This is a genomic window from Pseudoruegeria sp. SK021, from assembly GCF_002119405.1.
Taxonomy (GTDB): domain Bacteria; phylum Pseudomonadota; class Alphaproteobacteria; order Rhodobacterales; family Rhodobacteraceae; genus Meridianimarinicoccus.
The window spans coordinates 157657-172156 of record NZ_MTBG01000003.1; the positions used below are offsets into that span (position 1 = coordinate 157657).

The window sequence follows — 14500 nt, forward strand, 5'->3', positions numbered from 1 at the left end:
CCCCTCCTGCGCCGCCGCCCCTTGGCCTTGCCCCCGTCCTTCGATATGCGAGAGGAATACGTACGCGACCAGCCAGAGGCGCCCGATCATGACTATGGACAAGACTTTTAACGCCGCCGAAGCGGAAGCCCGGATTTCCAAGGCTTGGGAAGATGCCCACGCCTTCGCCGCCGGAGCCAACGCCAAACCCGGGGCGGAAACCTTCTCGGTCCTGATCCCGCCGCCCAATGTCACCGGCTCGCTGCACATGGGGCACGCCTTTAACAACACCCTGCAAGATATTCTGGTCCGCTGGCACCGGATGCGCGGCCATGACACCCTGTGGCAGCCCGGCACCGACCACGCCGGCATCGCCACCCAGATGGTGGTGGAACGCGAACTGGCCAAATCGGGCCGTCGCCGCACCGACATGACGCGCGCCGAATTCACCGATCTGGTCTGGCAGCAGAAAAAGCAATCCGGCGGCACCATCATCGGTCAGCTCAAGCGCCTTGGGGCGTCCTGCGACTGGGACCGGCTGGCCTTCACCATGTCCGGCGCCCCCGGCGCCCCCGAAGACGAGGGCGGCAATTTCCATGACGCCGTTATCAAGGTCTTTGTCGACATGTACGACAAGGGCCTGATCTATCGCGGCAAGCGGCTGGTGAACTGGGACCCGCATTTCCAGACCGCCATCTCGGATCTGGAAGTCGAGAATATTGAAGTCGACGGCCATATGTGGCACTTCAAATACCCGCTCGCAGACGGGGCCACCTATGACTATGTCGAGAAAGACGAAGACGGCACCGTCACCCTGCGCGAGACCCGGGATTATATCGCCATTGCCACCACCCGGCCCGAGACCATGTTGGGCGACGGCGCGGTTGCGGTGCATCCGTCGGATGCCCGCTATGCCCCCATCGTCGGCATGATGTGCGAAATCCCGGTCGGCCCGAAAGAGACCCGTCGCCTGATCCCGATCATCACCGATGAATACCCCGATCAGAATTTCGGCTCCGGCGCGGTGAAGATCACCGGCGCGCACGATTTCAACGACTATCAGGTCGCCAAGCGCGGCGGCATTCCGCTTTATCGCTTGATGGACACCAAAGGCACCCTGCGCGACGACGGGTTGTCCTATGACGACAGCGCCGCCCGGGCCGCCCAATTGGCGGCCGGCGATACCGCGTCGGAAAACGAAGTCGACACCATCAATCTGGTGCCCGAAGACCTGCGCGGACTGGACCGGTTCGAGGCCCGCAAGGCCGTGATCGACCAGATCACCGCCGAGGGCCTCGCGGTGATGATCGCGAACCCCAAATACGATCCTGACGCCGAAGAGCCCGGCCCAGCCCTGATCCCTTACGTCGAGAACAAAAAGGTCATGCAGCCCTTCGGGGACCGCTCGAAAGTGGTGATCGAGCCGATGCTGACCGACCAGTGGTTCGTCGATGCCGAAGCCATCGTCGGCCCGGCCATCGACGCCGTGCGCAGCGGCGAGATCAAGATCCTGCCCGAGCAGCAGGAGAAGGTCTATTTCAACTGGCTGGACAATATTGAGCCGTGGTGCATCTCGCGCCAGCTGTGGTGGGGCCACCAGATCCCGGTCTGGTACGGGCTCGACCTGTCCGACGACCAGCCCGAGGACACCTCCGGCGATTTGGACGAGGTCGATATCGGCCATCTGCTGATCGAGTCAGGCATCGTGCATCGCGGCACCCGGCATCACTGCGCCTCCGCCTTTGACGGCGTCGTTGACGGCTTCCATGCCGATCTCGCGTCCTTGCCCGTGCCGCTAAACGCCGCTCGCATCGTCGAAGTGGCCGACCGCGCCGCCGCCAACCATGCCTTTGCCGCCAGCCTTGCGGAGTATGCGGTCAGTCAAGACCCGACCCACCTGATTTACCCGGTCTGGCGCGATGCCGACGTGCTGGACACCTGGTTCTCGTCCGGCCTCTGGCCAATCGGGACGCTGGGCTGGCCCGAACAGACCCCGGAACTTGAGAAATATTTCCCAACATCGGTGCTGATCACCGGCTTTGACATCATCTTCTTTTGGGTCGCCCGAATGATGATGATGCAATATGCCGTGGTCGGACAAAAGCCGTTCGACACCATCTATCTGCATGCCCTCGTCCGCGACGAGAAGGGCAAGAAGATGTCCAAATCGCTGGGCAACGTGTTGGACCCGCTCGACCTGATCGACGACTACGGCACCGATGCGGTGCGCTTCACCCTGACCTCCATGGCGGCGATGGGGCGGGATCTGCGCCTGTCGAAAGACCGGATTGCGGGCTATCGCAATTTCGGCACCAAGCTGTGGAACGCCGTGCGCTTCGCGGAAATGAACGGCGTCTACCAGTCCGACAAAAGTCCGACGAAAGTCCGACACAAATCCGACGTCACCCAAACCGCCAATAAATGGATCATGGGCGAGACCGCGAAGATCCGCGAAGAGGTCGACGCCGCCCTTGCCTCCTACCGCTTCAATGACGCGGCCAACGGTCTTTACGCCTTTGTCTGGGGCAAGGTTTGCGACTGGTATGTTGAGTTTGCCAAGCCGCTCTTTGCCTCCGGCGACGAGGCGATCATCGCCGAGACCCGCGATGTCATGGGCTGGACTCTGGACCAGTGCATGATACTGTTGCACCCGACCATGCCCTTCATCACCGAAGAGCTTTGGGGCCTGACAGCGACCCGGGAAAAGATGCTGGTTCACACGGACTGGCCCACCTACCAAGCCCTTGACATGGTTGACGAAACTGCTGACCGTGAAATGAACTGGGTGATATCGATGATCGAGGAAATCCGCTCTGTGCGGTCTCAGATGCACGTGCCCGCCGGGTTGAAACTGCCGCTATTGCAGCTTGATCTGGACGCTGCCGGACAGGCCGCGTTTACCCGCTCGGAAGCCTTGATTCTGCGCCTTGCCCGGATCGAAAGCGTCAGCACGGTCGACACCATGCCCAAAGGCTGTGCCACCCTAACCGTTGACGGCGGCACCTTCGGCTTGCCCTTGGCCGGGGCCATTGACCTCGACGAAGAACGCGCTCGTCTGGACAAAGCCCTTGGCAAGCTGGCCAAGGATATCGGCGGCCTGAAAGGGCGCTTGAACAACCCGAAATTCATCGCTTCGGCCCCCGACGAAATCGTCGAAGAGAACCGCGAACTTCTTTCGCAAAAACAACAGGAAGAGGCCCGAATTCACTCGGCCCTCGCCCGACTGGCGGAGCTTGCCTCATGAACAAACCGAACAAGACACCCGCCCTCAAAACCACGGCCCTGACCCACGGTCGGCATACCTTGCGTGCCGCCGTGCTGAACAAGGTGCCCACCGCCCGTGCCTTCCTGACCGGCGGCGCACAGGGCACCGTTGCAGAAGCTACGGCCTCCACCGTGGAAGACGCCATCGAACAGCTAAAGCAACAGTTGGACGAGACCGCAGCGAAGTCACTTTCGGATCGCCGTCACGATGACCTGCTGGCATTGGACGTTCCGACCAAGGAAGAATTTGCCGACGGCCTGTCCATCGTCAAGCCACATGGCGGTCAACTTGCCATGCTGCGCGCCCATGCAGCAGCAGGTGCCGAAGGCCTGTCGACCGAAGATTTGGCCGATGCCGCAGGCTATGCCGGGTATAAATCCGCAAACCTGCAATATGCCAAGCTTGGCCGCGCGTTGGCCGAAGCCATCGGCTGCGATTTGCCCGGCAAGTCAATCGGCGGTGAAAAGGATTTGGCAACCGGGCTTCTGGCCAGCGTTGGCGGCGCCGGAACCGAAGGCGATCAGGTGCTGGTCATGCATCCGGAACTGCTGAGCGCGGTTCAGGATATTCCCGTCGCACCAATCACCTAACGACGAGGCCCGCGTCCCTGATGGTTGCCGGTCCACGCTATGCCGCCCTGATCGCCTCACTGCCCGCGTCGGTCCCCTTTGTTGGGCCCGAGGTGCAGGAGCGGCGTCAGGGCGGATCCTTTCGCGCCCGGCTGGGGGCCAATGAAAGCATCTTTGGCCCCTCGCCTGCGGTGCGCGAGGCCATTACCCGGGCTGCCGCCGATGTCTGGATGTATGGCGATTCCGAGGCATTGGCCCTGCGCAGCGCCATCGCAGAACAGACCGGCACCACCCTCGACAACATCGTGCTGGGCGAAGGCATCGACGGCTTGCTCGGAACGCTGGTCCGGTTGTTGATCGATCCCGGCGACCCGGTGGTGACATCGCTCGGGGCATATCCGACCTTCGGCTATCACGTTCGGGCGGCTGGCGGCGTTTTGCACAACGTTCCCTATCGCGCCGACCGCGAAGATCTGACCGCCCTCTGTGCCAAGGCATGGGAGACCCGGACAAAACTGGTCTATCTGTCCAATCCAGACAATCCCATGGGAAGCTGGCATGACGGGGCGGCGATTTTGGCCATGCTCGACCGATTGCCACCGGATTGCCTGTTGCTGCTGGACGAAGCCTATCTCGATCTTGCCCCGGACGGCACCTCGCCCGACGTGGCTGCCGACGATCCCCGCCTGATCCGGATGCGGACCTTTTCCAAGGCGCATGGGCTGGCCGGGCTGCGCATTGGCTATGCCTTGGCCGCCCCTGACCTGATCCGCGCCTTTGACAAAATCCGCAATCACTTCGGAGTGGGGCGTCTAGTTCAGGCTGCCGCTCTGGCCGCGCTGACCGATACCGACTGGCTGGCCCATGTGCGATCCGAAACCCAGATCGCCCGGGCGCGGCTGGGCCAGATCGCCGATGAAAACGGCTTTGTCGCCCTGCCCTCGGCCACCAATTTTGTTACGATGGACTGTGGCCGCGATGGCGACTTCGCGCGCAAGGTCTTGGCCGAGGTGATGCAACAGGGCGTGTTTATCCGGATGCCGGCGGTAGCGCCGCTGGATCGGTGCATCCGGGTCTCGGTCGGGCCAAAGGCCGATCTGGACATTTTCGCCGCCGCGTTGAAAGACGCCCTTGCCCGGCTCTGACCGGGCAAGGACCAGTGGATGTCAGCTTAGCTTTGCGCCGGGGCTGCGACTTCGGCCTCATGCGCGGCCAGTGCGGTGCGCAGCGCCTCTTCAGCGGTGTGATCGAGCGAGGTTTGCAGAATGCGGCCGCCGACGCCACTGATCCGCTCCAGAACCTTGTCCCCGGTGACGCGCTTGACCAAAACAAACAGAACCGCTTCGTCGGTCTGAACTTCTTCTGCGAGCGATTTCATGAACTTGTCGTTGATGCCCATATCGCTGAGCCGACCGGCCAATGCGCCGCTGGCTGCCCCTGCGGCAACGCCCAGCAGCGGGTTCATGAACAAAACGCCAACCAGCAAGCCCCAGAAACTGCCGCTGGCCGCGCCGGTCGCAGTCAGGTTCACCATCTGGTTCAGCTTGACGCCTTTTTCGCTTTTGACAGCAACAACCGCGTCGCCAATCTCGATCAAGTAATCCTTGGTCAGTTCAAGAACTTTCTGGCGGACCTCTTCGGCTTTGGCCTCGGTCGGATAAACGATCGCAATAAGATCGGACATTGCCGTCTCCTTATGTGAAGTTCGATTTTCTCAATCACCCAGCCGACACCGGGAAAATTTCGGCCCGGCTGGCGCGCAAACACTGCCACAGCCCCGGCCCTAGTTCGAGCCAAAACCGCAAGGTCATCCCCGCGCCATGACAGCGGCAGCCGCATCCAACGCGCCCGGCCCATGCGGGATGTCCAAAGCCGTCAACCCCGCCTGAATGCTGCCTAAAACACCCATAATCATATGGGCGTTGACGTGTCCCATATGTCCAATTCGAAAGAACCCGTGCCAGTCCGGCGTGTCCGCAGGTGCCATGCCAAGACCGATCCCAAGGGTAACCCCGGTGGTCTCGCCGACCCAATTGCGCAAGCGGGTGCCGTGCTCGGCCCCGATGCGCAGCGCGGTGACCGCATGGCTCCGCTCGGCCGGATCGGTCACGTTAATTTCGAGTGGCCCAGCCGCGCCCCATGCATCACAAGCCGCCCAAACCGCCTGCGCCAGCCGCGCATGGCGGTGCATGGCGGCGTCCAGCCCTTCCTCGTCCAGCAGAATGGTCAGCGCGGCGCGCAGCGCGAACAGATGATGCGTCGGCGCCGTGCCGCAGAAATGGTTGGGGAAATGCACCGGATCGACCCGTGGCACCCAATCCCAATACGAGCTGACCTGCGTGACGCCGGCGCGAACACCCGCGGCCTTGTCATTGAAAAAGACAAAGCCCAAGCCCGGCGGCGTCATCAGCCCCTTTTGCGAGGCCGTCACCATGACATCGACCCCCCAAGCATCCATCTCGAACCGATCACAGCCCAGTGACGCGATGCAATCCACCATCAGCAATGCCGGATGCCCTGTGCTGTCCAGCGCGGCCCGCATCGCCGGAACATCGTTTCGGATGCCGGTCGCGGTATCGACCTGCACCGCCAGCACCGCTTTGATCTGGTGATCGCGGTCCGCCCGCAGAACGTCGGCCAGCCGCGCAGGGTCTGCCGCACTGCGCTGTCCGAATTCCAAGGTTTCGACCACCGCCCCGATCCGGCGCGCCATCTCGCCCCAACCCTTGGCGAAGTGACCGGTAGACAGCACCAGCACCCGATCACCCGGGTTCAGGATATTGGCGACAGAGGCCTCCCAGACCCCGTGACCGTTCGCGATGTAGATCGCCGCGTGATGCCGTGTCTGGGCGACGCGGCGCAAATCAATGATGATCGAGGCCACCATGTCGACCAATTCGCCGAAATAAATGTTCGGCGCGGGACGGTGCATGGCCTGAAGCACCCGGTCGGGCATCACCGACGGGCCGGGAATCGCAAGGTAGGGACGACCATGAACGAGGGACATATGCGGCACACTTTCAAAGTGGAGTTGTCAATTTTCAGCTATGCCAAACAGCAACAGCCGTCAAACTCTGCAACGTTCTGACCCAGCGTCAGCTTGAACGTGGTCCTGCACAAGACTAAACATAGGGCAACAGTGGGTCCAAGCACCCCTCCTTGTAAGGCGTTTCACCCTATGGCTTTCAGCCTGAAATCCCAGTTCACCAAAATGGAACGTGGGCTGCGAAAGCGCTTCGGGCGCGATATTTCCACACCAAAAACCCGGCGCCATGCGTGGTGGCATTTTCAGATCTTGGACCACGCCTTCCTGCGGGTGTGGTGGTGGAACCTCGAAGAAATCGCCCCGGGCGTCTGGCGGTCCAATCAACCCTCGCAGGCCCGCATCAAGCGCTATCGCGAGATGGGCATTCGCACGATCATCAACCTGCGTGGCAAGCGCAAACATTCGCCCTATTTGTTCGAGGAAGAGGCCTGCGCCAAAGAAGGGCTGATCCTTGAAGACATCACCCTAAGCGCGCGTTCTTTGGCGTCGCGCAAGGACCTGCTGGGGTTGATTGAAATCATGCGCAACGCCGAGAAGCCAATGTTGCTGCACTGCAAGTCCGGGGCCGACCGGGCCGGGTTTGCCTCGGCGCTGTATCTGGCGATTGTCGAAGGGCGCCCCCTGCCCGAGGCGCGCAAACATCTGCACTGGCGCTATTTGCATCTGCCGGGCGGAGATACCGATATTCTGGACCACGTGCTTGACAGTTATGAAGCCGAGACCGCGCAGGAACCGATGTCATTGGAAGCGTGGATCACCACACGCTATGATGCGGCACGCCTGACCGAAAGCTGGAAGGCGACACGGAAATGAGCCCACGCCCCGAAATTCCGCTGGCAAAAAGCTGGCCGCTGTTCAAATGGCTCTGGAAAGACTTCCTGCGCCCCTACCGCATGTTGATGGCAGGGGCCTTTGTCCTGATGACCATCGAAGGCAGTACCGCCGGCGCACTCAGCTACGTCCTGAAACCGATGTTCGACAAAGTCTTCGTTGACGGCGACCAATCGGCGATGAAATGGGTCGGCATGGCCATTCTGGCGATCTTTTTGACCCGTGCAATCACAGGCATGGCCCAAAAACTGCTGATGACCTATATCGGGCAACACTCGGTCGCCGATATCCAGTACCGGCTGTTGCAGCACGTCATGCAACTGGACACCACCTTTCACTCGGTCCACCCTCCGGGCCACTTGATGTCCCGGGTACAGGGCGATGTCGGCGGCGTTTCCACGATCTGGAGCGCGCTGATCCAAGGTTTGGGCCGGGACGTGGTTGCGGTAATCTCACTGATCGGCGTTGCCTTGTACATGGATTGGGCTTGGACCTTGATTGCCTTGATCGGTGTGCCAATCACAATTGCGCCGATTATTCTGGCACAGCGCTTTGTCCGGTCGCAGTCGCGCGCAGCCCGGGAACTGGCCGGTCAGGTCGGCACCCGACTGGACGAGGTGTTCCACGGCATCACTCAGATCAAGCTGAACTCCCTCGAGCGCTATCAGTCGCTGCGGTATAACACGCTGCGCCGACGGTCGATTGCGCTGGCGATGCGCACCGGAGCCGGACGCGCCTTGATCCCCGGCATGGTCGATATCATGGCCGGTGCGGGCTTCGTTGCTGTTTTGTATTTCGGCGGCAATGAGATCATTAGCGGCGAAAAAACCATCGGCGAATTCATGAGTTTCTTCACCGCCATGACCCTTGCGTTTGAACCGTTGCGCCGATTGGCCAATCTGGGCGGGTCATGGCAGACGGCGGCGGCAAGTCTGGAACGGGTGCAGGCGCTGTTTGAAACCAAGCCCTCGATCACCACACCGGCCCTCCCGGCCCGGCACGACGTGGAACGGCCCGAAATCCGCTTCGACGATGTGCATCTGGCCTATGGCGACCTGCCGGTTCTCAGAGGCGCCAGCTTCGTCGCCGAGGCCGGAAAAACCACGGCCTTGGTGGGGGCTTCTGGCGCGGGCAAAAGCACGATCTTTAATGTGCTGACCCGGCTGATCGACCCCAATACCGGCGATGTCCTGTTGGGCGGCGTCTCAACCCGGCAGCTCGAACTCAGCGCATTGCGGGGACAGTTTTCCGTGGTGACACAGGATGCGCTGCTGTTCGACGAAACCTTGCGCGAGAATATCCTGCTAGGCCGCACCGATGTCAGCGAGGCGCAACTGAACGAGGTTCTGCAAGCTGCTCATGTCAGCGAATTCCTGCCCCAGTTGCCGAAAGGGCTGGACAGCGAAGCCGGACCGCGCGGTTCAAACCTGTCGGGCGGGCAACGTCAGCGGGTCGCCATTGCGCGGGCGCTGCTGCGCGACACGCCGGTCCTGCTGTTGGACGAGGCGACTTCGGCATTGGATACCCGGTCGGAAAGCGTGGTGCAGGCCGCCATTGACCGTCTCAGCTCCGGGCGCACCACCTTGGTCATCGCCCACCGCCTGTCGACGATCCGCAATGCCGACAAGATTTTGGTGATGGATTACGGACAGGTCGTCGAGCAAGGCACCCATGACGAACTGTTGGACAAGGGCGGGATGTACAGCGATCTCTACAGGCTGCAATTCCGGTCCAAACAAGACCCCGACGCCAACACCGACTAAGTGGCGTCGTAATCCTTAGCGAGGGTTGCGGCGTCCAGACCGGTGCGGAAGCGTGCCAATCTCAGCAGGTTCGCGGTGCTCTGTCGCAGCCAGCCATTGCGCTGATAGCGGTCCGCCCCCGTGGCGGCCGTGGCTGGCAGCGGCGTCATCCGGCCTTTCAGACGTTGGGCCAGAACCACGTCCTCCATCAGGGGCAAGTCGGGATAACCGCCGACCGCATCCAAAAGCGTCCGTGCAATCACCAGCCCCTGATCGCCATAAGGCAGACCAAACAGCCGCGCCCGGGCATTGCCGCCCGCAGCAACCACCCGTGGCCCCAATCCTGTGGCCCGGAACTTTAACGAAAAATATCCCGCCCTGTCGCTGCCCTTTTCTAAATGCGCGGCAACGGCCTTTGACCACCCATCGGACAGGTGGGTATCGGCGTGCAGCACCATCACCCACGGGGCGGTGGCCTGTGCCACCCCACGCCCGATCTGCGCCCCACGCCCCGGCGCACCCGTGACAAGCCGCGCCCCGGATGCGGCGGCGATCGCGTGGGTTGCATCCTGCGATCCACCATCGCTGATGATCAGATCGCGCAGCAACCCGCCGGACACCCCTTCCATCAGGCATGCCAGTGTTTCCGGCAAATCACTGGCAGCATTCAACGTCGGAATGACAACACTTACAGGAGCGGGCATGGCAGGCCTTTCGCCAGAGGACACCGGTGCTATATGTCACCAAAGACTTAGAAGGAAGCGCACAGCATGACCTCGAACCGGCAGCTTTTCGACATCACCGGCAGCGACCGCGACGGGTTTCTGCAAGGGCTGGTGACCAATGATGTGGCAGGGCTGAAAGACGGGCTGGTCTATGCCGCCCTGCTAAGCCCGCAGGGCAAATATTTGGCTGACTTTTTTCTGGTGCCGCAAGACGGCAGCATCGGACTGGACGTGAAAGCCGATCTTGCGCAAGGGTTGCTGCGCCGTCTGACCATGTACCGCCTGCGGGCCGATGTGCAGATCACGCCGTCGCCGGTGCAGGTCACCTGCGGCGTGGGTCCGGTACCTGCCGGTGCCTTTGCCGATCCGCGCGATCCGGCGCTTGGCTGGCGCGCCTATGGCCCTGCGGTGCCCGAAGCCACCGATCCGGTGGATTGGGACGCCATTCGGGTGCAAAATTTGATCCCGGAAACTGGTATTGAATTGATCCCGGACAGCACCTTCATTCTGGAAGCCGGCTTTGATCGTCTGTCTGGGGTCGATTTTCGCAAAGGCTGCTATGTCGGGCAAGAAGTCACGGCGCGGATGCGCCACAAGACCGAATTGCGCAAAGGTCTGGTCCGGGTCCGAGTGGATGGAACGGCACCGATCGGCACCGAGATCACCAAGGACGGCAAAGCTGCGGGCACACTTTACACGCAGTCCGGCGGCTATGGCATTGCCTATCTGCGTTTCGATCGCAGCCAAGGCACCCTGACCGCAGCAGATGCCACGGTTCACACGATAGACTGATTGGCCGCTGCCGCGACCAGCGCAGGCTCCGCTCTGATGAGAGCGGAGCCGTAGCCCCTCAGCCGAAGGTTTCGACCCACCACTCCCGGAATCGCTGACGGCGTCCCCGGAACTTCTTGGCTCGGGCATCAACCCGATCGCCAGCGTCGTCGAACGCGTCGGCCACATCCGCAACAACCGGATCAACCCGATTGGCCCAGAACCGCTTGAGCACACTGCGGACGAACAGCGCCAGTGCCAAAAGCCCGCCCAGAACCAAAATCTTGATCCACGGAATGGTGCTGACATCGGGGCTGTCGACCGCTTTCAGTGACAGCACGTTGGGATAAATTGAGAACAGCTGATTGCGCCAGCCATAATGCTTGATGAGCACCCATTGCGGCGCTTGACTGGTCGAAACCAGATCGGCGGCCCGGGCCTGGATGTCAGCCGAGTTGAACTTGTAATAAGGCGGCCAACCCCAGCCGGTATCTTCGTTGCGGTACACGATGGTGCCGCCGCCTTCGCGAATGGCGCTGATGAATTTCACGTCGCGATTGTTGGTGGTCGCGTCCGCCGGCTCTGAGCCGCCCCAAAACAGACCGTTATTGCCAATCTCGACCCGGCGCACTTCGTTCTCGACGATGCGGACCACATCATTGCTGGGCAGGGTATAATGCAAAAACCCACCGATCAGCAGCGCCACGAGGGCCAGAAACGTCCATTTGATGTAAGTCATCGGTCTCTCACTTGAAATTGCTCAGATAAATCGTCACCGCAAGGGCGCCCCATGGCCCTAGATATACCGTAACGGCCAGCCATCGCCAGATCCGCGCACCATAGGCGCGAACGCCGGCCTCTACAAACGCCGTCCGCTCGCGATCGGTTGCCGAGGCATTGTAGTCACGCTCCAGTGTCTCGCGTTTGACCTGCCGCAGATACAGGTAGACACAGACATAGACCACAGTCTGGGGGATCAACATCATGGCGAATAAGCGCAGGAAGGCCATTGCCTGTCTCCAATCGGTGATCGCCGCTGTTCCCGGGGCCGGTGTGCTCCGTCCCGCTCTATAAATCAGTTCAAGTGCGGTGCCGTCAAATGCTGCGACAGTTGACGCCCGCCGCCGAACCCCGCACCATCGACGCCACACCAGTCAAGGACCATGCGCGATGCAGACCGGACCCCGCAATCTAATCACCGATGTGCCCGGATTGTTGGTCGGAAACGCCAGCGATGCCGCGCTGCGCTCTGGCGTGACAGTTCTGACCGCCGCAGCACCGTTTACTGCCGCCGTGCAGGTCATGGGCGGCGCCCCCGGCACAACCGAGACCGACCTTCTGGCGCCGGACAAATTGGTAACGCAGGTCGATGCGCTGGTCCTATCCGGTGGTTCGGCCTTTGGGCTGGCCGCCGCCGATGGGGTTCGCCAGGCCTTGCGCCAACAAGGCCGTGGTTTTGCGGTTGGGTCGCAAACCGTGCCCATCGTTCCCGGCGCAATTCTGTTCGACTTGCTCAATGGCGGCGACAAGACGTGGACCGTCAATCCATACGGCACACTCGGGGCCCGTGCGCTGGCCGCTGCCGCCACCGACTTCGCCCTTGGCAGCGCCGGTGCCGGGACCGGCGCCACCACGGCCACCCTGAAAGGCGGGCTCGGCTCGGCCTCGGCACGGGTCGGTGCCATCACAATCGGCGCATTGGTTGCGGTCAATGCCGTCGGCTCGGTCACGGTCGGTGATAGCGCCCAATTTTGGGCCGCCCCCTTCGAGATTGGCGCAGAATTCGGGGGACTTGGCGTCTGCCCGGATCTGGCCCCGGTCGAGTTGCCGCGCCTCAATGTCTCCCCCGGCGAAGCCACGACCATTGCCATCATCGCCACCGATGCCGATCTGACCCAAGCCCAAGCCACCCGGTTGGCAACCGCGGCCCATGACGGGCTGGCCCGCGCGATCGTGCCGTCCCACAGCCTTGTCGACGGCGATCTGGTGTTTGCGGCAGCGACCGGCACTCAGCCCTTGCCCGACCCGCTGGAAACGCCGTTTCAGTTGGGGCATGTCGCAGCGCTGTGTTTGTCCCGCGCCGTGGCCCGGGCGATCTATCAGGCGACATCCGCCCCCGGCGATGTGAAACCAAGCTGGCAAAGCCGGTTCGGTTCCCCGCCCTGACGGGACCCGGTGTTACAGGCCCAACAGGTTACGCGTCAGCGGGGCATCCGGGCTCTCCAGCCCGTCCAGAATATCAAAATGATGACAGCCGGGCGCGATTCGCAACGGAGCCGACCACGCCTCGGCCTGCCAGCGCGCCTGATCCAGAAAGGCCGGGCGTTCTTCGGCCCCGACCCAGACGGTCACTGGCAGGCCCGGATAGGGTCTGTGCAGGGTCGGACTTTCTGCGGCAGCCTCGGGCGGATCAAGGCGCAGGGCGTTATTCATCTGTAACGGCACCAACGGACGCAAATCACTGACCGGCGAGATCGGCACCACATGCGCAACCCGGGCAAGCACGGCTGCCTCAAGGGGACCAGTCGCCATCGCCATACGCGACACCAACTGCCCGCCCGCAGAATGCCCCGCAAGCCGGATTGGTCCGGCGACCATGGCTGCTGCGGCGTGGATTGCCGCCGCGATCTCTTGCGTGATCGCGCTGATCCGGGCCTCAGGCGCAAGGGTATAGGACGGAATCGCCACGGCCCAATCCGCCAACGTCGCACCGCGGGAAAAATGTGACCAGTCACTGCGGTGAAACTTGTGCCAGAACCCGCCATGAACAAACACGAGCAGTCCACATGGCCGGCCCTGCGGTAGAAACAGATCGAAACTCTGCCGTTCCGCCGCCCCATAGGGCAGGTTCAGCCGCGCCCGGCCGATATCCGCCTGCAACTGGCGCCAAACCTGCGCGTCGTCTGCCCAACGCTCGGGATAAGCGGCGCCATCGGGGATAAAGGGAATGTTGGCATAGGCAAGATCGATGGACAACGAGAGACGCTCCGGCAAGGGGTTTGCTGCGCACCCTGCCCGCGATCCACGACAGAGGCAACGGCAACGGCAACGGCAACGGCAACGGAGCGCACTCAGGGGTCAAAACACCAGCACAAAGCTAGGGTGGTCACGTTGCACGGGTCAATCCCCTGTCAGATATCTGAACGCTAAAGCACAGGTGACAACCGTTGCACCCGCCTCACGGCGGTGTTGGCGCTGATGATCAGCGCAGCCGCTGCCAATAAGACCAACCTGTTCGGTAATGGTGGTGCTCGGGACCGGGTGGGGTGAAGGCGATTTTTCGGGTGAAACCCGGTTCTTCGCATTCGACACGATCAATAGCTGAGCCCACTCTCGATGGAGCAAAATAAACCCAGCCCGCGAAAGATTTCGCGGGCTGGGTTTAGATTTAAATCGCGGCGGGGGCGCTTAGGTAAACAAGAAGCAGCTTTCATCCAGCACCGAGGCGTCTGGAATGCCCTCAAGCAGGATCGTCTGTTCCATGTTGATGTACACAAACGTGTTGTTTGAGAACTTGAAGAACTGCAGGTCGTCGATTGACGTAAAGCCGAAACCAGACATCTCGATCACGT

13 protein-coding genes are annotated in these 14500 nt (G+C 61.8%); 7 read left to right on the plus strand and 6 right to left on the minus strand.

What is annotated here, in order from left to right; translation table 11 throughout:
• Positions 1-88: 88 nt before the first annotated feature.
• Genes BV911_RS04380 through BV911_RS04390 form a run of 3 tightly spaced genes read left to right on the plus strand, consistent with a single transcriptional unit; the run spans position 89 to position 4958 of the window.
• On the plus strand, positions 89-3223 hold the full coding sequence (locus BV911_RS04380) for a valine--tRNA ligase (RefSeq protein WP_086052368.1): 3135 nt from the start codon (positions 89-91) through the stop codon (positions 3221-3223).
• Entirely contained in the window at positions 3220-3834 is a 615-nt protein-coding gene (locus BV911_RS04385; protein WP_086052369.1) for a hypothetical protein, read from the plus strand. Before BV911_RS04380 ends, BV911_RS04385 begins: the two co-directional genes overlap by 4 nt.
• A 20-nt stretch (positions 3835-3854) precedes the next feature.
• A complete protein-coding gene (locus tag BV911_RS04390) occupies positions 3855-4958 on the plus strand; it encodes a pyridoxal phosphate-dependent aminotransferase (RefSeq protein WP_086052370.1) in 1104 nt (367 codons plus the stop codon).
• Positions 4959-4984: 26 nt separating this feature from the next.
• Here BV911_RS04390 and BV911_RS04395 read toward each other — a convergent pair whose 3' ends face one another.
• Positions 4985-5497 carry a DUF1269 domain-containing protein gene (locus tag BV911_RS04395; RefSeq protein ID WP_086052371.1) on the minus strand — a complete coding sequence of 171 codons (513 nt, stop codon included), beginning with the start codon at positions 5495-5497 and terminating at the stop codon, positions 4985-4987.
• A gap of 123 nt (positions 5498-5620) precedes the next feature.
• Positions 5621-6820 carry an alanine--glyoxylate aminotransferase family protein gene (locus tag BV911_RS04400; protein ID WP_086052372.1) on the minus strand — a complete coding sequence of 400 codons (1200 nt, stop codon included), beginning with the start codon at positions 6818-6820 and terminating at the stop codon, positions 5621-5623.
• Between the two features lie 171 nt (positions 6821-6991).
• On the opposite strand from BV911_RS04400, the gene BV911_RS04405 reads away from it, so the two are divergent.
• Both BV911_RS04405 and BV911_RS04410 read left to right on the plus strand, forming a co-directional pair.
• Positions 6992-7672, plus strand: coding sequence for a tyrosine-protein phosphatase (locus tag BV911_RS04405; protein ID WP_086052373.1), 681 nt, complete (start codon positions 6992-6994; stop codon positions 7670-7672).
• Entirely contained in the window at positions 7669-9453 is a 1785-nt protein-coding gene (locus BV911_RS04410; protein ID WP_086052374.1) for an ABC transporter ATP-binding protein, read from the plus strand. Before BV911_RS04405 ends, BV911_RS04410 begins: the two co-directional genes overlap by 4 nt.
• On the opposite strand, the gene BV911_RS04415 is transcribed toward BV911_RS04410, so the two are convergent.
• Complete coding sequence (locus BV911_RS04415) at positions 9450-10136, minus strand: TIGR04283 family arsenosugar biosynthesis glycosyltransferase (protein WP_086052375.1); 687 nt, start codon at positions 10134-10136, stop codon at positions 9450-9452. The two genes, BV911_RS04410 and BV911_RS04415, sit on opposite strands and share 4 nt — an antisense overlap.
• Positions 10137-10202: 66 nt before the next feature.
• Between BV911_RS04415 and BV911_RS04420 the strand changes: the two genes are divergently transcribed.
• Positions 10203-10949, plus strand: a complete 747-nt coding sequence (locus BV911_RS04420; RefSeq protein ID WP_086052376.1) for a folate-binding protein YgfZ — start codon at positions 10203-10205, stop codon at positions 10947-10949.
• A gap of 58 nt (positions 10950-11007) precedes the next feature.
• On the opposite strand, the gene BV911_RS04425 is transcribed toward BV911_RS04420, so the two are convergent.
• Positions 11008-11667, minus strand: a complete 660-nt coding sequence (locus BV911_RS04425; protein WP_086052377.1) for a DUF1523 family protein — start codon at positions 11665-11667, stop codon at positions 11008-11010.
• A gap of 7 nt (positions 11668-11674) precedes the next feature.
• Entirely contained in the window at positions 11675-11938 is a 264-nt protein-coding gene (locus BV911_RS04430) for a hypothetical protein (protein WP_086052378.1), read from the minus strand.
• Positions 11939-12098: 160 nt separating this feature from the next.
• Here BV911_RS04430 and BV911_RS04435 point away from each other — a divergent pair, with 160 nt between their 5' ends.
• Entirely contained in the window at positions 12099-13094 is a 996-nt protein-coding gene (locus BV911_RS04435) for a P1 family peptidase (RefSeq protein ID WP_086052379.1), read from the plus strand.
• Between the two features lie 12 nt (positions 13095-13106).
• On the opposite strand, the gene BV911_RS04440 is transcribed toward BV911_RS04435, so the two are convergent.
• Positions 13107-13904 (minus strand): alpha/beta hydrolase, encoded by a 798-nt coding sequence (locus BV911_RS04440; protein ID WP_086052380.1) that lies wholly within the window; start codon positions 13902-13904, stop codon positions 13107-13109.
• Positions 13905-14500: the final 596 nt, after the last annotated feature.

What these genes read in the sequence shown, in the direction of transcription:
- BV911_RS04405 (WP_086052373.1), top strand. Translation starts at nt 6,992, where the DNA reads ATGGCTTTCAGCCTGAAATCCCAGTTCACCAAAATGGAACGTGGGCTG.
- BV911_RS04430 (WP_086052378.1), bottom strand. Translation starts at nt 11,938, where the DNA reads ATGGCCTTCCTGCGCTTATTCGCCATGATGTTGATCCCCCAGACTGTG.
- BV911_RS04400 (WP_086052372.1), bottom strand. Translation starts at nt 6,820, where the DNA reads ATGTCCCTCGTTCATGGTCGTCCCTACCTTGCGATTCCCGGCCCGTCG.
- BV911_RS04410 (WP_086052374.1), top strand. Translation starts at nt 7,669, where the DNA reads ATGAGCCCACGCCCCGAAATTCCGCTGGCAAAAAGCTGGCCGCTGTTC.
- BV911_RS04385 (WP_086052369.1), top strand. Translation starts at nt 3,220, where the DNA reads ATGAACAAACCGAACAAGACACCCGCCCTCAAAACCACGGCCCTGACC.
- BV911_RS04420 (WP_086052376.1), top strand. Translation starts at nt 10,203, where the DNA reads ATGACCTCGAACCGGCAGCTTTTCGACATCACCGGCAGCGACCGCGAC.
- BV911_RS04390 (WP_086052370.1), top strand. Translation starts at nt 3,855, where the DNA reads ATGGTTGCCGGTCCACGCTATGCCGCCCTGATCGCCTCACTGCCCGCG.
- BV911_RS04395 (WP_086052371.1), bottom strand. Translation starts at nt 5,497, where the DNA reads ATGTCCGATCTTATTGCGATCGTTTATCCGACCGAGGCCAAAGCCGAA.
- BV911_RS04380 (WP_086052368.1), top strand. Translation starts at nt 89, where the DNA reads ATGACTATGGACAAGACTTTTAACGCCGCCGAAGCGGAAGCCCGGATT.
- BV911_RS04425 (WP_086052377.1), bottom strand. Translation starts at nt 11,667, where the DNA reads ATGACTTACATCAAATGGACGTTTCTGGCCCTCGTGGCGCTGCTGATC.
- BV911_RS04415 (WP_086052375.1), bottom strand. Translation starts at nt 10,136, where the DNA reads ATGCCCGCTCCTGTAAGTGTTGTCATTCCGACGTTGAATGCTGCCAGT.
- BV911_RS04435 (WP_086052379.1), top strand. Translation starts at nt 12,099, where the DNA reads ATGCAGACCGGACCCCGCAATCTAATCACCGATGTGCCCGGATTGTTG.